We start from the raw sequence: 21060 nt of genomic DNA, 5'->3' as shown, positions 1-21060 counted from the left end.
GGGGAGTTATTATGGCAGCAAAAACGGGAGCGAAAAAAAGCAAAAAAGAACATTCCGCTCTTATTATAGTGGAGTCGCCTGCAAAAGCGAAAACGATCGAAAAATATTTGGGCTCAGGCTATACGGTAAAAGCTTCCATGGGACATTTAATCGATTTGCCCAAATCGCGCATGGCAGTAAATATAGAAAAGAATTTTGAACCGGAATATATAACCGTGCGCGGCCGCGCTCCGATACTCAAGGATTTGCAAAAAGACGCAAAAAAAGCGGACGAAGTACTGCTGGCAAGCGATAATGACCGCGAAGGAGAAGCTATTGCGTGGCATTTGCGCAATTCGCTAAGTGCAAAAACGAATGCGACGATAAAGCGTATTGTATTTAATGAAATAACGCCGATTGCCATAAAAGAAGCGGTTGCGCACCCGTCCGATATCGACGAGTTTAAAGTAAACGCACAAAAAGCGCGCCGCGTACTTGACCGGCTTGTCGGTTATAATTTGTCGCCGCTTTTGTGGAAAAAAGTAAAAAACGGTCTTTCTGCAGGACGGGTACAATCGGTTGCTTTGCGCTTATTGTGCGAGCGCGAAAAAGAAGTTGAAAGTTTTTTACCCGAAGAGTATTGGTCGCTTGAAGCAGAATTTAAAAAAGGTAAAACCGCTTTTACTGCGGAATTGACGCAATACAAGGGAGAAAAACCATCTCTGCCGTCAGAGCGCTCAGTTCAGGAAATTGTTGCGCAATTAAAAGGCTGCGAAGCTGAAGTTGCCGACATAAAAACAAGCGAACGCATATTAAAGCCGAAAGCCCCTTTTACTACGTCAAAATTACAGCAAGCGGCGGCAAACAAACTCGGCTTTACCTCGCGCAAAACCATGCAAATCGCCCAGCAATTGTACGAGGGCGTAAATATCGGTTCAAGCCGCGTCGGTCTTATTACTTACATGCGTACCGACTCGGTGCGTATATCGCAAACGGCTATAGACGATGTGCGTCATTGGCTGCAAGAAAATTTTCCCAATGAATTACCTGAGCAAGCCATTCACTACAGCGTGGGGGCAAAGGCTCAAGACGCACACGAAGCTATACGTCCGACATACACTTCCTATACTCCCGATTACGTAAAAAAATATTTAAACCGCGACCAGCTGCGTTTGTATACGATTATTTGGGAAGCCTTTGTATCCAGCCAAATGAAAAATGCAAAAAGCCGCACCCTTGCCCTCGACATTAAAGCAGGAGAGGCAGTCTTTCATATTTCTTCCGGAAAAATTGTAGAAAAAGGTTTTTATAGCGTTATCAAGCTTTTGTCTTCAAAAGAAGAAAACTCTTCGCGGGTGCCGTCCCTTAAAGTTGGCGAAAAATTGGAAATTGCAGGATTTTCTCCTGCCCAACACTTTACACAAGGACCTGCGCGCTATACCGACGCTTCAATCGTAAAAACCCTCGAAGAAAAAGGTATCGGACGCCCTTCAACCTATGCCCCGATTATATCGGTTCTTTTAGACCGCTATTACGTTACGCGCAACAACCGCCAGCTTGTGCCGACCGCTTTGGGCAGAATTATAAACGATATTTTGGTAGACTCGTTTCCCGAAGTTATAAACGAAAACTTTACCGCCGAAATAGAACAAAAGCTCGATCAAGTTGAAGAAAATACCGTTAAGTGGACGCAAATGATGAGCGATTTTTATGCGCCGTTTCACAACCGTGTGGAAGACGTTATGGCAACACTTGAAAGTTATAAAGGAACGATGGACGAACCTACCGACAAAGTATGCGAACTGTGCGGTAAACCGATGATAAAAAAACTGGGACGTTTCGGTTACTTTTTAGCTTGCTCCGGTTTCCCCGAATGCCGCAATACCCGTTCGGTTCCTTTGGCAAAATGTCCGCGTCCGGGCTGCAACGGAGAAATCGTTGCCAGAAAAACAAAGGGCAGAGGAAAAGAATTTTACGGGTGTACCAATTATCCGGAATGCGATTTTATCAGTCATTTTAAACCGATTAATGCACAGTGTCCGAAATGCGGTCAGTTTTTAGTTGAAAAATATGACAAAAAACGCGGTACGTATAAATCGTGCATCAATCCGGAATGCGATTATCTGCATACCGCCGATGACGATGTACAGGAAAATTTTGCCGGTAAAGATAAGGACGAATGAGCGATACATTAGATGATTTAATCGAAGAATTTCTTGCATGGCAAGACGGTGTTCGCGGTTTATCGGCGCATTCGGTGCAAGCATATCGGCGCGATTTATCTCAAATGCTGCGCATACTGTCCGCTGTAAATGCAAATTTTACCGGAAGTGCACCGGTGTGTAGCGTGCAAACCTCAGATCTTCGCTCGTGCATAGGACAGCTTTCCCGGGATAAAAAAGCGGCTTCAAGTATAAATCGCTTTATAGCGGCAGTCCGTAATTTTTTTGCCTATTGCCGCCGATTTGATTATATTAAAATAGATCCGGCAGCCGAATTAAAAACGGTTAAACAGCCGGTGCGCGTTCCCAAATTTATGAATGCCGCCGAAGTCGATGATTTATGCCGCTGTCCGATTGACAATCCTTTGTTGTGGGCAGAACGCGACAATGCTTTGTTTGAAATGTTGTATTCTTCGGGCTGCCGCGTTTCCGAAATCGCCGGCATAAAACTTGAGGATCTTTCGGCTTTGCAGGATTCCGCTTTAGTGCGAGGTAAGGGCGGCAAAGACAGGCGGGTGTTTTTTTCGCACGACGCGGTGGTTTCTCTTAAACGGTATATGCAAGAACGCGAAAAACGTTTGCGTGAATTGGGTTTGCTGCAAGCGGGAAAAAATCCTGCAGCTTTGTTTATTAACTGCAAAGGAACAAACCTTTCAGTACGCGGTATCCGCTTTATTATAAGCCGCTATTCGTCTGCCGAAGGTACAAACCGTCACGTATCGCCTCACGTTTTTAGACACACGTTTGCAACCGCTATGATAGGCGCGGGAGCGGACATACGGACAGTGCAGGAAATGCTCGGTCATTCCAGTATTTCCACTACGCAGCGCTATACCCATGTAACTACTGCACAATTAAAAGCATTGTACAACCGTGCGCACCCGCACGGTACAAAATAAAAAAAACAAACGAGGTTATAAAAGAGGCACCAATGAATAGTAAAAAGATTCGCAGTACTACGGTTATTGCCGTAAAACGCAACGGGCATATCGCTATGGCAGGAGACGGGCAAGTAACGATGGGCGAAACCGTTATGAAAGGCAATGCGCGCAAGGTGCGTAAAATCTACGAAGGCAAAGTGATTATCGGTTTTGCCGGAGCTACGGCGGATGCATTCAATTTGTTTGATAAATTTGAAATGAAACTGCAAGAATATTCAGGAGACATCGTTCGTTCTGCAGTGGAACTTGCAAAAATATGGCGTACCGATAAAGCGCTGCGCAATTTGGAAGCGCTGCTTTTGGTTGCAAGCCGTGATAAAATTCTGCTGATTTCGGGTAACGGGGATGTTATAGAACCTGAAAATGATGTGCTTGCCATCGGTTCGGGCGGCAATTATGCTTATGCGGCAGCTTTGGCATACATGGAATCTTCCGAATTAAGCGCTTTAGACATAGCTAAAAAAAGTCTTAAAATCGCAGGAGATATCTGCATATATACAAACGCTAACATTACTGCGGAGGAATTATAAATGAGTACGGAAACCGCGTTGGAAACGCTGACACCGAAACAAATAGTTGAAAAACTGGATACATACATTATCGGGCAAAAAAAAGCAAAAAAATCGGTTGCAATAGCATTAAGAAACCGTACGCGCCGTTTAAAATTGCCGCAGGAAATCCGCGACGAAATTGCGCCTAAAAACATATTGATGATAGGACCTACCGGGGTAGGAAAAACTGAAATAGCGCGCCGTCTTGCAAAATTATGCGGTGCGCCGTTTTTAAAAGTTGAAGCGACAAAGTATACCGAAGTAGGCTATGTCGGGCGCGACGTGGAATCTATGATACGCGATTTAATGGCGGTCGGCTACAATATGGTAAAAGCCGAAATGCAGGAAAAATTAAAAAACGCCGCCCAAGAGCGGGTAGAAGAAGAATTATTGGATCTTTTACTGCCGGGAAGCGGAAAAACAAAACAGTCTGCAGCGGGGCAAGCAAAAGCCGAATCAAACGGTTTTGTACTGCCGTTTAACGTATTCGGTGTGGATGTTTCATCCGATAAAAACGCTGTAAATACTGAAACCGGTGCCGCCGCTAACGGCAGTGCAGACAACAGCGGCAGCGGTACAAGTGCTACAAGTGAGCCGGTTTTGTCGGCTGCAGATGGCGCATCGGCTGCCATTTCCGCCGGAGAGCATACGCGCTCAAGTGCCGCTGCAGACGGCGCTTCGGCTAAAGATACAAACAGCGGCAGTACGCGCGAAAAGTTTCGCACAATGCTTCGTGAAGGTAAATTGGAAGACCGTCCCATAGAAGTAACCGTTCAAAAAAAACAACGTATGCCTTCTATGGAAATTATTGCCGGCGGCAATATGGAAGATATGGAAAGCGCTATGCAAAATATTTCTTCGCTGCTTACCGGATCACGGACTAAAAAAAGGACGGTAAGCGTTGCCGAAGCGCGGCGCATACTGCTTGAAGATCAGCTCGATCGTATGACCGACCCCGACAAAGCCGCCGAACAAGCAAAAGAGCGCGTTGAACAGATGGGAATTATTTTTATCGATGAAATCGATAAAATAGCCGTTCAGGGAAACAACCGCGGCAGTGCCGACGTATCGCGCGAAGGCGTGCAGCGCGATATTTTACCGATTGTAGAAGGTTCGACCGTAAATACCAAATACGGTGTTATCGATACGACGCACATACTGTTTATTGCAGCCGGCGCGTTTAATTTATCAAAGCCGTCCGATTTGATACCGGAGCTGCAAGGGCGCTTTCCGTTACGCGTGGAGTTGGATTCTTTAAATGCGCAGGATTTTCAGCGTATTTTAACCGAGCCCAAAAATGCACTAACCCGTCAGTATACGGCACTTTTGGGAACCGAAAACCTTACTATAACCTTTACCGAAGAAGCGATAGAAAGAATGAGCGCCCTTGCAGCGGATACCAATTCCCGTATGGAAAACATAGGTGCGCGCCGGCTGCATACCATTATGGAAACCCTTTTGGAAGACTTGTCTTTTACAGCAGACGAACATTCCGGCGAAACGGTTGAAATTACCGGCTCTTATGTCGACGAGCGTCTAAAGGACATTGTACAAAATCAAGATTTGTCCAAATATATTTTATAGCGTGATTTTTATATGCAAAATCTATGCGCCGTTATTACCGGCGGTTCAAGCGGTATAGGAAAAGCTTTAGCAAAAGCGTGTGTAAAAAACGGCTGGAACGTTATTATCGGATCCAGACAAACACATTCGCTTGACAAGGCATGTGCGGATTTGGCATCGTATGCGATCGCGGGGCAGTTTGTGCATTCATGCCGAGTTGATGTTGCCGATGAAAAATCGATTGCACAGTTTGCCGATTTTTGCGTACATGCGGCAGCACAGGCAGCGCAAACATCACAAGGAACTATCGATTTTTTGTTTAACTGTGCCGGTATATCCGTTTGTAAAAAAATGGAAGATATCGATTCTGACGAATACCGGCTGGTAAGCGACATCGATTATTTGGGAACGGTTTTAACGGTAAAGCATTTTGTACCGCATATGCAAAAAGGCGCGCATATAGTCAATATTTCTTCGATGGCGGGTGTTATGGGTGTATACGGCTATACTGCATACGGCGCTGCAAAATATGCCGTTACCGGATTTACCGAAGTTTTACGCTGTGAATTGTTATGCCGCGCTATACATGTTTCCCTTGTTTTGCCGCCGGACACTGATACTCCGCAATTGGCAAATGAAAACCTTACCAAGCCGGATATAACCAAGCGCATTGCCGGTTCAATCAAACCGCTTAGTGCTGAAAAAACAGCGTATGCCATATTGCGCGGCGTTAAACGTAAAAAATTTTTAATTATTCCCGGTTTTACATCAAAACTGGTGTACCGTCTTACACGTTTGTTTCCGAACCTTTTGTATGCATATTCCAAGTTGCTGATGATGTATAAAAACAGGGAAAATATTGCATAAATTCTTAAAAAAATCCTCAAAAAAATTGGTTTTTTCCGGGGAATGTGGTATACTGCATAAAAGTAGCTTAACCGCTGTCCGAAGCGGTCTAAAAGCACACTATTTATATACAGGAGAATTGTATGACAAAAACAAAAAAAACTATACAAATGTATGGTTTCCAGGGGGGGCATCCTCCTTTGAAAAACGGTGTGAATTGAATACGAGAGCAGCGCTCATCACAGCAGCACTTATCACACTGACGCTCGGCGCAGCACTGGTCTTTACTGCCTGCCCCAATGCGGCAGCACCGAAAGAACCCCAGCCACCTGCATCTGCCGATAAAACATACACGGTTGGCGGAGTGAACTTTACGATGAAAAAGATCGCCGCCGTAAAGAACAAGACTGTAGGGCACAACGATAACAGCACTAATCCGCTGCACACGGTAAGCCTTTCCGCCTACCGGATCGGAGAGATCGAAGTAACACAGGAGCTGTGGCAGGCAGTGATGGGGGAGAACCCTAGTCGGTATAAGAATAATCCTGCAAGCGGCGAAGAACAGGCAAAGCGCCCGGTAGAGAGTGTAAGTTGGTATGATTGTATAGTATTTTGCAATGAGCTTACCAAGAAAGTGAATGGAGGCTCTGACAGCGAGTGCGTATACACGGTTGGCGGTCATACCTACAGCACGACCGATGCAGCGGCAGAAAAAGTACCTGTCATGAAAATGAATAAAAAAGGGTTCCGATTGCCGACTGAGGCTGAATGGGAATGGGCTGCCAAGGGCGGCACTGAGGACAGATGGGCAGGAACGGATGAAGAAGACAAACTTGGTGAGTATGCGTGGTACAAAAAAAACAGTGAAGATAAGTCGCATGAAGTAAAGAAAAAGCTGCCGAACGGCTACGGGCTTTACGACATGAGCGGGAATGTATGGGAATGGTGCTGGGACCCAGGCACTTTGCCCGATCCGTTGCCGGAAGACTACGCGGGGGGCGCTTTCGGTCCTAACCGCATCATGCGTAGCGGCAGCTGGTACAACGAGGTGGGGTCCGTCAATCGTGTGTGGCGGGGCTGGAGCTACCCGACCAACGGCATCAGTCAAAGAGGTGTTGGCTTGCGGTTGGCTTGCCGCCCCTGATGAAAACTGCACGTCATGAGTGCAGTTTTCACTATGAGTTTCAGCTGCGGCTGAAACTCACTACTGCGTGGAATCGGCGGCATCCGTGCCGCTACTGACGCTTCCAATATGTTATATTTTTTGCTATACTTGCCGTTGAGGTTACTATGTCGGATACATATAAAGCGGCTTTAGAACGAAGCAAAAAACTGGAAGCAGATATTCAAAAACATCCTAAAAATTATCGGGTGCTCACCGGCGACCGCCCTACCGGACGGCTGCACATCGGGCATTATTTCGGTTCTTTGCAAAACAGAGTGCGTCTTGCCAAAATGGGCATTCCCACGTATATCGTCATTGCCGATTATCAAGTGTTAACCGATCACGATGCATTCGGTGAAATATCGCAAAATGTAAAGCAGCTGACTATAGACTATTTAGCATCGGGCATTGTGCCTTCAAAAGACGTCGTTATTTTTCCGCACAGCTATATTCCGCAAGCAAATCAGCTTATGCTGCCTTTTTTAGCGCTTGTGACCAATGCCGAATTAAACCGCAATCCTACGGTAAAAGAAGAAATCGTTTCGGCAGGTTTAAAAAGCGTAAATGCGGGCATGTATACCTATCCGGTGCACCAAGCATGCGACATATTGTTTTGCAAAGCGACGGTTGTGCCGGTGGGAAAAGATCAGCTGCCGCACTTGGAGTTGACGCGCACAATAGCCCGCCGCTTTAACGAAAAATTTTGTGCAAAAAAGCCACTCTTCCCCGAACCGGAAGCTTTGCTCAGTAAAACACCGTCGATTTTGGGCTTGGACGGCAGTCAAAAAATGAGTAAAAGCCGCGGCAATGCGATTATGCTTTCGGCAAGCGAAGACGAAACGGCTGCTTTAATAAAAAAAGCAAAAACCGATTCGCAGCGTTTTATTACCTACGATCCGGAAAAACGTCCGGAAGTTGCAAATTTACTGATGCTTTTGTCTTTGTGTACGGGAGAAGATCCCTCTGCCGTTGCACAAAAAATAGGCGACGGCGGCGGCGGTATGCTTAAAAAGATGCTCAGCGAAGCTTTGAACGAAACGCTGCGCCCGTTGCGCGCTGAACGCAAACGCTTGGAAGCCGACCCTGCCTATATCCGCAAAGTGCTGCTCGACGGAGCCGAAACTGCACAAAAAACGGCATGCGAAACTTTGGAACAAGTGCGCGCTGTTATGAATATGTGCATTTAAAGGAGCGCCGATATGAACGATATGTATGCCGATGTAAACACCGATACGGATAGTAAAAAAAACAATACCGTACACATAAAATGCAAAGCCGCCGAAAATGTTGTGCTTCCCGAATATCAAACGCAAGGGGCTGCCGGAGCCGATGTGCGTGCATGCCTTGAAAAACCGCTGGTCCTTTGTGCAGGCCAGTGGTGCGCCGTTCCTACCGGTCTTTTTTTTGAAATTCCTGCAGGCTACGAAATACAAGTGCGTCCGCGTTCCGGTCTTGCGGCAAAACAAGGCGTTACGGTATTAAATGCGCCGGGAACAATCGATTCGGATTACCGCGGAGAACTTAAAGTTTTGTTAATCAATCACGGAAAAGAAAACTTTACCGTTTCGCACGGCGACAGAATTGCACAATTGGTTATTGCCCGTACGGAACGCGCCGTTTTTGTGCTTGCCGAAACTTTGTCGCACACGCAGCGCTCCGACGGCGGCTTCGGAAGTACGGGCGTATGATCGGCATATTTGCCGACATATACCGTGTGTGCCGGCGCTCCGTTTTAAATGCAGCTTTGCGCGTTTATAAAACGCTTGTACCGTATCTTTTACCTTATATCGAGCGCGTAAAACGTTTTCGAGCTGCCGTGCGCATGAAACACGTGTTGTTTTCGTATATTTTGCGTGAGCTGCTTTTGTACTTTATCGTCGCTTTTTTATTTTTCTTTTTAATATTTTTTGTTAACCACATGCTTTTGCGCGCCGGCGATATTTTGGAAAAACGCGTTCCTTTGGGAAAAGTTGCCTTGTTTATTTTTTATTCGCTTCCCTTTGTAATCGCGCAATCGGCTCCCTTTGCAACGCTTGTCGGTTTTTTAATGTGTATCGGACGCATGGTAACGGACAACGAGTTTCTTATTATCCGCAGCGCCGGTCATTCTCCGCTTTTTTTTATGCTGCCGGTGGTACTGCTCGGTTTGCTTATTTCCGTATTTTCGTTTGCGGTAAACGATTATTTATTGCCTTTGGGAACGATTTCATACAATAAATTGTATTTATCCATTATTGTGTCGAACCCTGCGGTTGAATTGGAACCGCATTCCATAAAACGCACTCAAAATTCCACCCTCGTTATCGGCGATGTGTCCAAGCGCTCGGTTTCCGATTTGCTTTTGTTCGACACCGATTCTGCCGGAAATCAGCGTATAGTTGTTGCAGCCGGAGCGGATATTCAAGCTCCTGAAGACGATGCGGTCATTATGCGGCTCGATATGAAAAAAGCGTTGGTTATTTTTTTTGACGCAAAACGAAAAGATTTTTACGATTTTTTGCGATCCGATAAAGCCGTACTCAATATCTTTTCTTCGTCGTTTTTGCCGTCGTATAAAAACGTAAACCCGCAGGAATTAACTTCGCATGATTTAAAAATCAAATTAAAAGAAATGAAAGAAAATTCAAATTCGGCAAACGAACTTTTGCTTAATTCATATAAACTTGAATACCACCGTAAATTTTCGCTCCCGTTCGGTTCTTTATTTTTTGCGCTGCTGGCTTTTCCCTTAGCTGCCGTGTTCGGCAAACGCAACGGGCAAACGGCAGGTTTGATTATAGGCGTGGTTATTGCCGTTTTTTATTGGGCGCTGATGATTTTAGGGCAGCAATTCGGTTTGCGCAACGGTTTTAACGGGTTTTGGTCTATGTGGATTCCCAACATCTTAACGTTTGTATGCGCGCTGTTGTTTTATATTAAGTTGGTGCGCTCATGACACTGCTCCGCTATCTTTTAAAGCGCTTTGTACCCGTGTTTATCGGTGCTTTGGTATTTTTTTGTTTTATATTGCTTTTAGTCGATTTATTAACCAATCTGTGGCAGTATATACTTGAAGGAGCCGGCTTAAAGCGTATTGCACACATCAGTTTATTGTATGTTCCCAAAGCACTTTCGTATTCAATTCCTTTAGCCGTATTGTTTGCAGCAGCTTTTACTTTGAGTGCACTGTATGCAAACAACGAGTTAACTGTTATTTTTGCTTCCGGCGTTTCGCTTTTGCGTTTTTCTTTGCCGCTTTTGATTTTTTCGTTTGCCTTGAGCATAGGTTTTTTCTTTTTTGAAGACAATGTAGTGGTGCCGTATTACCGCAAAAAAACCGATTTACAAAAGGTAACACTTAACCGTCCCGTTTCATACGATAACGACCGCGTTGTTGTGTTGGCGGAAGGCGGTTCGGTTGTGTACCGCGCCGACTACTATGATGATACGCAAAAGCGTTTGTACTCTCCTATGATTGTAGTGCGCGCGCAAGATAAAACGCTCGACCGTATTATTTGCGCACAAAGCGCTTGGTGGGACGGGGAAAAATGGGTGTTAACCGAACCGTACACCTATATACACGATGAAAACGGTTTATCGTTTACCGAAGGTTCCGATTTCGTTTCAACAGAAATTCCGGACACGTTTAAAAATATTGCCCTTTCGGTTGAAGAAATCGGCACTGCACAAGCGCGCGAATATATTGCAAAATTAAAACGCACCGGTATACCGCACGCCGAAGAAAGTTCTTTGTATCATAAAAAATTCGCTTTCCCTTTTATCGTGTTTATTGCCGTATTTTTATCGGTCGGCTTAGCGGGAAAGTCGCGTAAAAATGTTTTAATGATAAGCCTTGTATCCTGTGTAAGCGCTGCAGTATTGTTTTATATAACGCAAATGGTTACTATGCTTTTGGCACAGTTCGGCTATATTTCGCCGTTTGCCGGCGCGTGGTTTCCCGTGTTTTTGTTTACGGCAGTCAGTGCGGTACTGCTTCGTTTTGCCCGCACATAAAATAAAGTAAACTAAAGGTATAGAGGATGTTTTACCGTGAAAGAAATTTTTAAATGCACTCATACCGACTCAAACGGACGTTCGCGCTGCGGCGTACTTTCTCTTGCTCACGGCAGCGTGCAAACACCGGTTTTTATGCCCGTAGGTACAAATGCATCCGTAAAGGGGGTAAGTAAAGACGATTTGGCGGAAATCGGTTTTGAAATTATATTGGCAAATACCTATCACTTGTATTTGCGGCCGGGTGCCGATATTTTGGAAAAAGCCGGCGGATTGCACGGTTTTTCCGGGTGGAATAAAAACTTTTTAACCGATTCGGGCGGTTTTCAAGTATTTTCGCTTGCGCCGTTTAGAAAAATTACCAACGAAGGAGTTCGTTTTCAAAGCCATATAGACGGTTCTCGTCATATTTTAACGCCCGAAACCGTTGCGGATATTCAAGCGCGCTTTAACAGCGATATTCAAATGCAGCTTGACGTGTGCACGGGCTACGGCATAACCGAAAAAAAAGCTGTAGAAGCGCTGCGCATTACCGAAAATTGGGCACGGCGCGCAAAAGCTCAGTGGGAAAAACGCAGAGCAGAAGGCTACGAAGGAATGCTGTTTCCCATTGTGCAGGGAAACTTTTTTAAAGATTTGCGCATACAAAGCGCCGAATTTGTTGCCTCTCTCGATTTGCCGGGTATTGCAATAGGCGGACTTTCCGTCGGCGAGCCCTATGAACTGTATTGCGAAATGCTCGCTTTTACCGCTTCTCTTTTGCCCCCTCATAAAGTACGCTATGTTATGGGTATCGGTACACCCGAATATATTTTAACGGCGGTTGCAAACGGCATAGATATGTTTGACTGCGTGCTTCCTACCCGCAACGGGCGCAACGGTTCGTACTTTACCAAAGACGGTCCCATTGCTATAAAAAAAGCCTGTTATGCTGCCGATTTTTCTCCGATAGACAGTGAGTGCACGTGTAAAGTGTGTAAAAATTATTCACGCGCATATTTGCATCATTTATATAAAAATAATGAAATTGCCGCATCCATGCTCGGAAGCTATCATAATTTGGCTTTTTTGTATAATATGATGATTGAAGTGCGAAGCGCAATCCGCGAAGGACGTTTTGAAGATTACCGCAGCGCTTTTTTAAGCCGATACGGAGGACGTAAGTGAAAAGCTTTGGTGTAAGTTTTGCGGCGCTATTGTGCGTACTGATTGTACAGCCGAGCGCTGCTCCGGCAGCAAGCGCCCAAAAGCCGTCTGCGGCAAGTGAGCAGCCGGCAGTTTCGGAAAAAGCGTCCGGCTCTGCGCCACCGGCTGCGAAAAAGCCTTCCGCTTTTGAAAAGCCGTCTGCAAACGAAACGGGCGGCGCAAAGCAGCCCGGTGCGTCCGATACCGACCGTTCTGAAAGTCGAAAAGAAACCCTGCTATACGGATTGGAAAGCGAAGCAGTGTCTTTACTCGATACGCTTATAAAAGAAAAAGACGATTCGTTTTCTGCCGAATTGGAGCGCCTGTTTCCTGCGGTAAAAACAAGTGCTTTGCGCGATAAAATAATCGCATACCATACGGAATTTGAAGATCCCGTTTTAAAAGAATATGCTCTGGAAGTTTTAGCTGACCCGTACGACGAAAAAAAATCGACGATAAACGCTTTAATAAAGTATGCCGAAAAAATAAAACTGCGCGAAGCCGCTCCTTTATTGCGTGCGCTTATAGAAAACGAAAACGAAGCGTTTTTCGACTCGTCGATTATCGCGCTCGGTACGGTCGGCAGCGAAGAAGATGCCGTTTTTTTAGCCGAGTGGTTTGATAAAGATATAACCGTAGCGCAAAAGCAAAGCGTAGTAAAAGCACTCGGTAAAATAAAAGCGGAAAAAACTTGGGACAAATTGGTTGAAACGGCAAAAGACGAAGAAGAAAACGGCTTTGTGCGCATGTATGCAGCTGAAGCAATCGGTAATATAAAACCGGATGAAGCTTCTGCAGTTTTAGTTGAACTTTTTGACAGCACCGATCCCAATTTACGCCAATACGTTATAAAGGGGCTTTCTCACAGTAAAACCGATACCGCCCACGATGTGTTTTTAGCCGCTTTAAAAGACAATCACTATAAAGTCCGTTTGGAAGCAGTGAGCGCCGTTAAAGAACAAGAGTATAAGGACGCGTTGCCGTATTTATTGTACCGTGCAAAAAACGATGCGGAAAATGCGGTTAAATACGAATGTTTTGACGCTTTGGCTTTTTTTACCGATAAAGACGGCATTGATTATATGATAGGCATATTAAAAGACGCACGTCGCGGCGATACGCTAAAGGTAAAAGCTGCCGCTTCTCTTTTAAAATATAATGCTCCCGGCGGAGTAGAAGCGGTAGTTGAACTTGCAGAAAAATCGCTTGCCGACGATAAAAAAAAGGCGCTCCGCTATGCTTTAGGCAAAGAATTTGCCAAATACGAAAACGCCAAATTTGAAACCGTTTGCGCCGCTTATATTAAAAGCGCCGATGTAGCAACAAAGGCAACCGGATTGGATATATACAAAAAAAACCGTTTTACATCAGTTTTGCCGCTTGTGCAAAGTATTGCCGAAGAAGAAAAACCGTCGAGCATCCGTTCAAAAGCCAAAGCGCTGTTGGACAGCGCTCAATAACTGCCTATAGCCGGTGTTTAACAGTTAAAATTTAACGGCTTTTATTTTTTTTACCGTATACGCATAGCTTTGTTCGTTAATTTCAAAGTTTAATTCTTCGTTTTCTTTTGCGTTCATTAAAGCATTGCCCAAGGGCGACATATACGAAATAATTTTATTATCCGGGTCGGATTCCCACGGTCCTAAAATCGTGTATTCTTCGTCTTTTCCGGTATTTTTATTTAATAAAAATACTGTTGTGCCGAACGATACGCGCGCCGTGGTAACCGTTGAAGGATCGAATATTTGAGCGCGGTCTATTTCATCTTGCAAGCGCGAAGCGGTGCTGTTTAATTGCTGTTGTCGCTCTTTTGCCGCTTTATATTCGGCGTTTTCTCTTAAGTCGCCTTGTGCAAGCGCTTCGCCGATTTCTTTTGAGTTTTCCGGTACTTCCACAGAAATAATATGTTCAAGCTGCTGCTTTTTTTGGTCCAGCATTTTTGCCGTAACGATAAGACCGCGCGTAACCACCGTTTTTTCTTCGGTTCCGTAAAATTTAAATTCGGGGTGTTTTTCCAAAATGCGGTTGCGCATATTCATTTTTATTGCAGGATCCAAATCGCGCACATCGTTTACCAATGTGTACAAACGCGTGATGGTGTCTTCATCGTTTTCTAGCATATAAGTTAACAGCGTGTTTTCTTTGAACAACAACAGCTGCACTTGACGGTTTATTTTTCTGTTATCGGTTGTGTCGCGGTGGTTTGCAATTTCACGGTACGTTACATCCAAAATATGGATAAGCGTAATTAATTGTTTTTCGAAGCTTATGCCCGTTTCTTTAAACCAATCTTCGTTTTGTGATTCTTTAAAGAAAAACAAAGCCGCTTCGCGGTAATCGCGGAAGTTTTCAAAGCTGTTAATTGCAAGCTGTTTTAGTAAATCCGTATGCCCGTTGTTCAAAAGGGCAGTGAGCATTTCCTGCTGCAGTACAGTGGGGAACAAGCGTACGTATTGTTTTTGCCAATCGGGAAGCAGCGTGCGTATGCAGGTAAGAAAATCTTTGCGTAAAAAAGTGTTTTTAGTGTCTTTTAAAGCCAAATACAGCGCATTCGGATTTTTAATTTCGCCGTACAGTTGTTCAAAGGTATAAGAAATGCCCGGATTCATGTGCGGGTGTTCGGTTACGATACGCCGTATAACCAAAAATGCTGCCAGCGTTTGTTCGTTAACGGACGAAAAAGCGCGCAAATAGCCGGTAAAATACGAAAACATATCGGCAAACAATTCCGATTCGGTATCCGCATCTTGAGCGAATTTCATTAAAATATCTATGCGCATAAAAAACTGTTTTTGAGCTTTAAATTCGTTTGACAGTTTTTCTTCTTGTGAAATAGCGCGGTCGCGCACCATATACATGCTTATATCGTTCGGGTTTACGCCGAATGTGGAATCGTTTTCCAGCACTTTGTGAGCGCCCGTGTTCCAGCTTGTCCATTCCCCTGCTGTAAGAATTGAAGGTACCAGTTCCGCTTTTATGCGTTTAAAATCGCAGCTGTTGCCGAAACTTTTGATAATTACTTTCAAAGCCCAGGCTTTGTCTGCTTTTATCATTTTTGCCAATTCTTCTTTCGATTTGGTAGCTTTTAAAACCCAAATATGGTCTTTTTGCAAAGGCTGTAAAGCGTTTACCGCCATTTTTAGCGACATGGAGCGTATGCCGAATTTTTTTCCGAAGTTAATGGAAATTTCATCGTCCTGTACTTTGCGGATAATGCCAACGCCCCACGAGCGATGGAATACAAAGTTTTTAGCGTCGAAAGCAATGTGCTTTTCAAAATCGCTTATCGCTTCAAATACGTTGCGCCAGCTTTGCGTTAAATTGGAAATGCGGATATAATCGTCCAATTGGCTGTGGTCGGCATATTTACCGCGGAAACATTCGGTTAATTCTTTGCGCGCCCACGAGTCTTTTTCGTCAATGCTTAAAATGAGCTTTAATATGTCGATTGCGGTGTCCCATTTTTGATTGTCTTTATAGTATGCGTATAATTCCTGCATTAACGATGCGCTGCGTATATCGCTTATCGATTTTGCGATTTTGCGCTGTACCAAGTAAAAAAAGTCAATTTCTTCGGGGATAAGGGCTATCAGCTTTATCCACACTTCTTTAATTTGATTAAGTGTCTTTCTATTGACATAGCGCAGCAAAGCTTTCTTATAGTAGTCAACGGCATCTTCCATATTGCCGTCTTTTTCATATTTTTCGGCAAGCAGTTTGGCAATGTCGGCTTCTTCGTAATCCAATTTAACCAAGCTTTCGTAAATATCCCAGATTTTTTCGTTGTTTTCTTCGCGGTATGCATTGGCAAGCGTACGCAAGGCAAATTTATTACTTTCGTCTTCGGCTAATATGGTTTCGCATAAATATATGACGATGGGGTTTTTGTGGTTATCTTGAAAAATATTAACCAAAGAAATAAGGGCGGAATTGTCCAGGTTTTTTTTCTTTAATCCGAGCATGCCTGAAATGTATAAAGCGATAATGCTGTTTTTAGTATGTGCAAGGTGGTCGTCGCACTCTTTTTGAATTTCATCGATACGGTTTTCTTCACGCGCTTTTTCTACGACAGCTGCCAGTTCAATAAAATGATTTTTGGTATAATTGCTGATAGCGGCTCGTGTCCATTTTTCTTCGTTCAGCATATTCTGAACCGACTTTACCAACGTTTCCGACATAAGTTTCTCCTTGCAATGCTTGCCGTTTTTGCTCTACACCGTATACATATCGTATATGGAACTGTCTAGCAGTTTTATCTTCAGCAGGGTTTCGTTTATCCGCGCCCGTTCGCTGTTTGTAGTATTATAATGGTCTATAAGCCAAAAATAATGGTTTATCAAACGCGGCACAAGCAATTCCGTTTGACTTTCCGCTTCTTTTAATTCGTTTTCCAGAGCAAACACCGCTTGCTTTAATTTACCCGCTTCCAAAGCCCTCAGTTCGCGTTTTATATTAAAAACGCCGTACAGCACACCGTATACCGGCAGCCATTCTTGCAGTGCTTGCCCGCTATAACCGGCTTTTTGCGTGCGTTCGGCTAAACGGCAAAACAATTCCGATTCCAAAAATGAATTGTCTACTTGCTGCGGCTCTATAAAAAAAGCTTCTCGAAACAGCACTTTTGCCGTTTTTTCTTCGCCGCATAACGCATAGCAATCCGCCAATTCGGCAAAAATATCCGCCGAATTCGGCTGCAAAGTATTTGCGTCTTGAAAAAAACGTATAGCCGTTTCGTAGTTCCCCAACAGTTTGTGACACAAACCGGTTTTGTACAGCATTTCGGCTTTTAAGGTTTTGTTTTTTTCATTTAGCATGCGCTGGTAATTTTCCAACGCTAAAGAAAATACACCTTTTTTTACCGCGTACACGGCTTGTTCATGGCGCTTTGCCTCTTCTCCGATAAAGGCGGTAAAACGCTTCCATTGTTCCAGCAGCATTTCGCCTTTGCGGTAGGCGGTTTCCGTAAGCTGCGCTTCTTCGAGTATGACGCACCAAAAGTTTGCGCACTTAAGCGCGAATATCACTTCCCCGTTTTCGAGGTCGTTTGACAAGGTATGTTCGAGTACCGCTTTTGCCTTTCGAGGGTTGCCCTCGGTGAGTGCATTAAAAGCTGCGGTTAATCCTGTTTCAGCCTGAGTACTCATAATACTCTTTTTATTATCGCAGATTAGAGCGTTTTAGTCAATTACGGATACTTGTCGGCTATGCAGCCCGCAGCGTACCTGTGTGCAGCCGGCTTTACAAAAAATACTCCGCTGTATTATAGTATGCGGATGCGTTCGTATTTTTCTTCAGGTGATGTAGGGGCTTTTTTCGGCGTTTTAGCCGATGCTTTTTCCAAAATTTCGATTGTTATCACAGTTCTTTTGTTTGCCGAAAAAATGCCGGCTGCTCTTGTACTGGGACGCATACTTCCGGGTATTGCGGTAAGCTCCATTGCCGGAAGTATCGTTTATGTGTGCCAAGCTTATAAGCTGAGTATACGGGAGCACAAAAGCGATGTAACGGCGTTACCTTTCGGCATAAGTTCTACACAAACGTTGGCGTGGCTTTTTATTATTATAGTACCCGTATACCGGCAAACGGGAAATCCGTATTTTGCATGGACGGTAGGCTTGGCAAGCTGTTTTGTAGGCGGCCTTATTGAAATTGCCAGCGGTTTTGCCGCTCCCTTTATCCGCCGTTTTATTCCCCGTTCCGCCCTTGTAGGAAATATGGCTGCAGCTTCTTTGGTGTGGCTTTCGTTTAACGGTTTTACCGAAGTGTTTAGTCAACCGCGCAGTGCGCTTGTACCGCTTTTTATAGCTTTTTTAACGCTGTTTTATACTAAAAACTTAATTCCGAAAGTACCGAATGCGGTTTTAATTTTAATTTTAGGCTCGCTTTCGGCATGGCTTGCCAAGTCGCAAACAAGTGCACAAGTAGCGCAAGCTGTTCAAAATGTAGGTTGGTATCCTCCCGTTTTATGCATAAAAGATATTATAGCCGCTTTTGGTCAAATTAACCCGTATCTGTGCGTGATTGTGCCGCTACAAATTTCAAATTCTTTGTCCACGATGCAAGCCGTCGAAAGCGCCGATGCTGCGGGAGACAGCTACCCCTTGCGTCAAACTATGATATACGACGGACTGACAACTCTTGCTGCCGCCGTATTCGGAAGCCCGTTTCCGACAACCGTATACTACGGGCACCCAGCTTGGAAACGAAGCGGGGCAAAAAGCGGTTATTTATTGTGTATGATTATTCCGTACGTGCTGTTGTTTTTCGGTTTGCCTTTGCTGCTTATCGCTTTTATTCCTTTTCAAGTTATTATGTGTTTTTTAATTATCGTAGGCATAAGCGTTGCCGTGGAAGTGCAAAATAATTTAAAAAAAGATTACAGCAGCGTTATATATCTTTCTTTGTTTCCTATTTTTGCACAATATGTGCTGACGGTTTTGGACAATGCGCTGCATGCAGCCGGAAGTTCGGTAGCGGATATAGACTACAAAACTTTTGCAGCAGCAGGAGTTGCCGTACAGGGTTTTACGTATTTGGCAAACGGTGCATTTACTTTAGGTTTTTTATACAGTGTGTGGATTGCGTATATTATCAAAAAAGAATATTTAAGAGCTGGCGTTACGGCTTTGCTTTTAAGCGCACTTTCGGCAATAGGCTTTATACATCAAAGTTCGTTGTCTTTGCTGCCGCCGGGCAGTTTGCAATTTATCGTTATATATGCGGTTTTAGCCTTGATATGCATGTATGTGCATATCAAAAACTTAAGTAAAAAATCAAAAATCACCCATTTACACAATTCAACTTGTTTGTTACTATAATAGTATGAAAAATATACTGCTTGCACCTTCGGTTTTATCCGCCGATTTTACTCATCTTGCTTTTTCGATGGAAAAAATAGAAAGTGCCGGCGCTGATTGGGTTCACATAGATGTTATGGACGGTGCTTTTGTACCGAATATTTCTTTTGGGCAGCCTATAGTGCGCGCTTTGCGGCCGCTGACTACATTACCCTTTGACGTGCACCTTATGATAAACGAACCGGAAAAACACGTGTGCTCTTTTGCCGAAGCGGGAGCCGATTATATAACCTTTCACTGGGAAAACGTTATTCACGCACACCGCCTTGTAGAACAAATTCACGGTTTGGGTAAAAAAGCCGGGGTAAGCATTGTTCCTTCAACTCCGGTAAGCGCGGTAGAAGCGCTTTTGCCGTATGTCGATTTGGTTCTCGTTATGACCGTTAATCCGGGTTTCGGCGGGCAAAAATTAATACCGCTTTGTTTGGAAAAAATTCCCGAACTTGCTTTTTTCCGCGAAAAGCACGGGGGAACATATCTTATTTCCGTCGACGGCGGAATAAACAATTTTACGGCAGCAGACGCGATAAAAGCGGGAGCCGATGTGCTTGTTTCCGGCTCTTCTTTTTTTGACGGCAGCTTGCACTGGGAGCAGTTAAGAGGATGAAGCCGTTTTCGTTGCGTTCTATACTAAACGTATTATGCGCCGCCGCTGTACTTGTATTTGCCGCTCAAACCGGTTTTACCGCCGAGGCGAGAACTGAAGACTTTTTGCTCTCCGGCGGCAGTGTGCGCCAAAGCGCGGCACAAAATCCGGCGCGCAATTTTTCGTATCGGTACAACGATGAGCTGATACACGGACTTGAAGCATATAAAAATAAAGATTGGGCGAATGCATTGTTTTTTTTGCGCAAAGCCGCAGGGAACCCGCAAACCGCTTCGGAAGAAGTGTGGTATTTGGCAATCGGTGCGCAAATGAATTTACACGAGTACGCTGCGGTTTTGCGCGACAGTGAAATATTTATATCGCACTTTGCTTCAAGCCCGTACCGTTCGTATGTTGAATATCAAGCACAGTTGGCGCGCTTCGGCTTAAAACTGTACGCCGAGGCGGCAGAAGGCTTTTCCGCTTTTTGCGCGCGCTACAGCGATCATCCTTTGTTTTCTTCGGCTTTGTTTTGGACTGCCGAATCTTTATACCGTTCTTATGAATTTGCGCGCGCTTTGCCCTTGTACCGGCGCGTAGTGCAAGAGTTTCCCGAAAGTTCAAAATACGGTGAAAGTTTGTACCGTATAGAAATATTAAAACAGCGCGAACGCGAAGAAAAACTTTTGTATCTTTTGCGCCTTACCGGCGAAGAAGCTGCCGCGGCAAAAGAAGATTACGAGCGGCGCATAAAACAAATGCAAAGCGATGAAGCGTTTGCGCTTAAACGTAAAGTGCAGGATTTGGAAACACAAGCTGCCGTTTTGCAAAGCGATTTGGACGAAGCTCGCCGGCGCAATGCCGAACTCGACGGAAAAATGGACGATTTGCTTTTGCTAAACGAACAATTGCGAAGCGAAGCGGATATTGAAAAAGCGGCTGTAGCGCAAACGGGACAAGAGGCTGCAGCGAGCCAAGCGCCGCTTATAGCAGATGATACCGCTTCGGCTTTTGCAAACGGCGAAAGCGAAAGCGCAAATGCGGCACAAATGCCGAAGCAAGAGGGTGCACTTCCCGACGGTTCGGAAGATTGGATGAGGCTTTTGCGCGAAAAAGCCGGCAGGCTGCAGCGCGTGCTCGATGAACGTTCCGTAAGGGGAGGAACGTAAGTT

General features: G+C 44.7%; 17 protein-coding genes. 15 read left to right on the top strand and 2 right to left on the bottom strand.

What is annotated here, in order from left to right; translation table 11 throughout:
- Positions 1-11 precede the first annotated feature (11 nt).
- From topA to HMPREF9193_RS08620, 12 genes are all read left to right on the top strand, one after another.
- Positions 12-2162: a type I DNA topoisomerase gene (topA, locus tag HMPREF9193_RS08675; protein WP_021687743.1), complete on the top strand. Its 2151-nt coding sequence runs from the start codon at positions 12-14 to the stop codon at positions 2160-2162.
- The gene (locus HMPREF9193_RS08670; RefSeq protein ID WP_021687742.1) at positions 2159-3100 is read left to right on the top strand and encodes a tyrosine-type recombinase/integrase; all 942 of its coding nucleotides are present in this window, start codon (positions 2159-2161) and stop codon (positions 3098-3100) included. Before topA ends, HMPREF9193_RS08670 begins: the two co-directional genes overlap by 4 nt.
- Positions 3101-3132: 32 nt before the next feature.
- Complete coding sequence (gene hslV / locus HMPREF9193_RS08665) at positions 3133-3672, top strand: ATP-dependent protease subunit HslV (protein WP_021687741.1); 540 nt, start codon at positions 3133-3135, stop codon at positions 3670-3672.
- The gene (gene hslU, locus HMPREF9193_RS08660; RefSeq protein WP_021687740.1) at positions 3673-5277 is read left to right on the top strand and encodes an ATP-dependent protease ATPase subunit HslU; all 1605 of its coding nucleotides are present in this window, start codon (positions 3673-3675) and stop codon (positions 5275-5277) included.
- A 12-nt stretch (positions 5278-5289) separates the two neighbouring features.
- On the top strand, positions 5290-6123 hold the full coding sequence (locus tag HMPREF9193_RS08655) for an SDR family oxidoreductase (protein ID WP_021687739.1): 834 nt from the start codon (positions 5290-5292) through the stop codon (positions 6121-6123).
- Positions 6116-7246 carry a formylglycine-generating enzyme family protein gene (locus tag HMPREF9193_RS08650; protein ID WP_021687738.1) on the top strand — a complete coding sequence of 377 codons (1131 nt, stop codon included), beginning with the start codon at positions 6116-6118 and terminating at the stop codon, positions 7244-7246. The genes HMPREF9193_RS08655 and HMPREF9193_RS08650 overlap by 8 nt, the downstream gene beginning before the upstream one ends.
- Positions 7247-7392: 146 nt before the next feature.
- On the top strand, positions 7393-8454 hold the full coding sequence (trpS, locus tag HMPREF9193_RS08645; RefSeq protein WP_021687737.1) for a tryptophan--tRNA ligase: 1062 nt from the start codon (positions 7393-7395) through the stop codon (positions 8452-8454).
- A gap of 21 nt (positions 8455-8475) precedes the next feature.
- Positions 8476-8955: a dUTP diphosphatase gene (dut, locus tag HMPREF9193_RS08640; RefSeq protein WP_084604395.1), complete on the top strand. Its 480-nt coding sequence runs from the start codon at positions 8476-8478 to the stop codon at positions 8953-8955.
- Positions 8952-10202 (top strand): LptF/LptG family permease, encoded by a 1251-nt coding sequence (locus tag HMPREF9193_RS08635; protein ID WP_021687735.1) that lies wholly within the window; start codon positions 8952-8954, stop codon positions 10200-10202. The genes dut and HMPREF9193_RS08635 overlap by 4 nt, the downstream gene beginning before the upstream one ends.
- Positions 10199-11260: an LptF/LptG family permease gene (locus HMPREF9193_RS08630; protein WP_021687734.1), complete on the top strand. Its 1062-nt coding sequence runs from the start codon at positions 10199-10201 to the stop codon at positions 11258-11260. Before HMPREF9193_RS08635 ends, HMPREF9193_RS08630 begins: the two co-directional genes overlap by 4 nt.
- Positions 11261-11296: 36 nt before the next feature.
- Entirely contained in the window at positions 11297-12427 is a 1131-nt protein-coding gene (gene tgt, locus HMPREF9193_RS08625; RefSeq protein WP_051306051.1) for a tRNA guanosine(34) transglycosylase Tgt, read from the top strand.
- Positions 12424-13905 carry a HEAT repeat domain-containing protein gene (locus tag HMPREF9193_RS08620; protein WP_021687732.1) on the top strand — a complete coding sequence of 494 codons (1482 nt, stop codon included), beginning with the start codon at positions 12424-12426 and terminating at the stop codon, positions 13903-13905. The genes tgt and HMPREF9193_RS08620 overlap by 4 nt, the downstream gene beginning before the upstream one ends.
- Before the next feature lie 24 nt (positions 13906-13929).
- On the opposite strand, the gene greA is transcribed toward HMPREF9193_RS08620, so the two are convergent.
- Together greA and HMPREF9193_RS08610 are read right to left on the bottom strand one after the other, a co-directional pair.
- Positions 13930-16623 (bottom strand): transcription elongation factor GreA, encoded by a 2694-nt coding sequence (greA, locus tag HMPREF9193_RS08615; RefSeq protein ID WP_021687731.1) that lies wholly within the window; start codon positions 16621-16623, stop codon positions 13930-13932.
- Between the two features lie 33 nt (positions 16624-16656).
- Positions 16657-17589: a tetratricopeptide repeat protein gene (locus HMPREF9193_RS08610; RefSeq protein ID WP_021687730.1), complete on the bottom strand. Its 933-nt coding sequence runs from the start codon at positions 17587-17589 to the stop codon at positions 16657-16659.
- Positions 17590-17718: 129 nt separating this feature from the next.
- Between HMPREF9193_RS08610 and HMPREF9193_RS08605 the strand changes: the two genes are divergently transcribed.
- Genes HMPREF9193_RS08605 through HMPREF9193_RS08595 form a run of 3 tightly spaced genes read left to right on the top strand, consistent with a single transcriptional unit; the run spans position 17719 to position 21057 of the window.
- Complete coding sequence (locus HMPREF9193_RS08605; RefSeq protein ID WP_156882489.1) at positions 17719-19263, top strand: uracil permease; 1545 nt, start codon at positions 17719-17721, stop codon at positions 19261-19263.
- A 4-nt stretch (positions 19264-19267) separates the two neighbouring features.
- Entirely contained in the window at positions 19268-19909 is a 642-nt protein-coding gene (gene rpe / locus HMPREF9193_RS08600) for a ribulose-phosphate 3-epimerase (protein WP_021687728.1), read from the top strand.
- Entirely contained in the window at positions 19906-21057 is a 1152-nt protein-coding gene (locus HMPREF9193_RS08595; RefSeq protein WP_021687727.1) for a tol-pal system YbgF family protein, read from the top strand. The genes rpe and HMPREF9193_RS08595 overlap by 4 nt, the downstream gene beginning before the upstream one ends.
- The last annotated feature ends 3 nt before the right edge of the window (positions 21058-21060 follow it).

It is taken from the genome of Treponema lecithinolyticum ATCC 700332 (assembly GCA_000468055.1).
GTDB classification, from domain to species: domain Bacteria; phylum Spirochaetota; class Spirochaetia; order Treponematales; family Treponemataceae; genus Treponema_C; species Treponema_C lecithinolyticum.
This window is presented reverse-complemented; position numbering and strand designations above follow the sequence as displayed.

Excerpts from the sequence above, each read along its gene's own strand:
- topA (WP_021687743.1), top strand. The coding sequence starts at position 12 with ATGGCAGCAAAAACGGGAGCGAAAAAAAGCAAAAAAGAACATTCCGCT.
- HMPREF9193_RS08670 (WP_021687742.1), top strand. The coding sequence starts at position 2,159 with ATGAGCGATACATTAGATGATTTAATCGAAGAATTTCTTGCATGGCAA.
- hslV (WP_021687741.1), top strand. The coding sequence starts at position 3,133 with ATGAATAGTAAAAAGATTCGCAGTACTACGGTTATTGCCGTAAAACGC.
- hslU (WP_021687740.1), top strand. The coding sequence starts at position 3,673 with ATGAGTACGGAAACCGCGTTGGAAACGCTGACACCGAAACAAATAGTT.
- HMPREF9193_RS08655 (WP_021687739.1), top strand. The coding sequence starts at position 5,290 with ATGCAAAATCTATGCGCCGTTATTACCGGCGGTTCAAGCGGTATAGGA.
- trpS (WP_021687737.1), top strand. The coding sequence starts at position 7,393 with ATGTCGGATACATATAAAGCGGCTTTAGAACGAAGCAAAAAACTGGAA.
- dut (WP_084604395.1), top strand. The coding sequence starts at position 8,476 with ATGTATGCCGATGTAAACACCGATACGGATAGTAAAAAAAACAATACC.
- HMPREF9193_RS08635 (WP_021687735.1), top strand. The coding sequence starts at position 8,952 with ATGATCGGCATATTTGCCGACATATACCGTGTGTGCCGGCGCTCCGTT.
- HMPREF9193_RS08630 (WP_021687734.1), top strand. The coding sequence starts at position 10,199 with ATGACACTGCTCCGCTATCTTTTAAAGCGCTTTGTACCCGTGTTTATC.
- greA (WP_021687731.1), bottom strand. The coding sequence starts at position 16,623 with ATGTCGGAAACGTTGGTAAAGTCGGTTCAGAATATGCTGAACGAAGAA.
- HMPREF9193_RS08610 (WP_021687730.1), bottom strand. The coding sequence starts at position 17,589 with ATGAGTACTCAGGCTGAAACAGGATTAACCGCAGCTTTTAATGCACTC.
- HMPREF9193_RS08605 (WP_156882489.1), top strand. The coding sequence starts at position 17,719 with ATGCGTTCGTATTTTTCTTCAGGTGATGTAGGGGCTTTTTTCGGCGTT.
- rpe (WP_021687728.1), top strand. The coding sequence starts at position 19,268 with ATGAAAAATATACTGCTTGCACCTTCGGTTTTATCCGCCGATTTTACT.
- HMPREF9193_RS08595 (WP_021687727.1), top strand. The coding sequence starts at position 19,906 with ATGAAGCCGTTTTCGTTGCGTTCTATACTAAACGTATTATGCGCCGCC.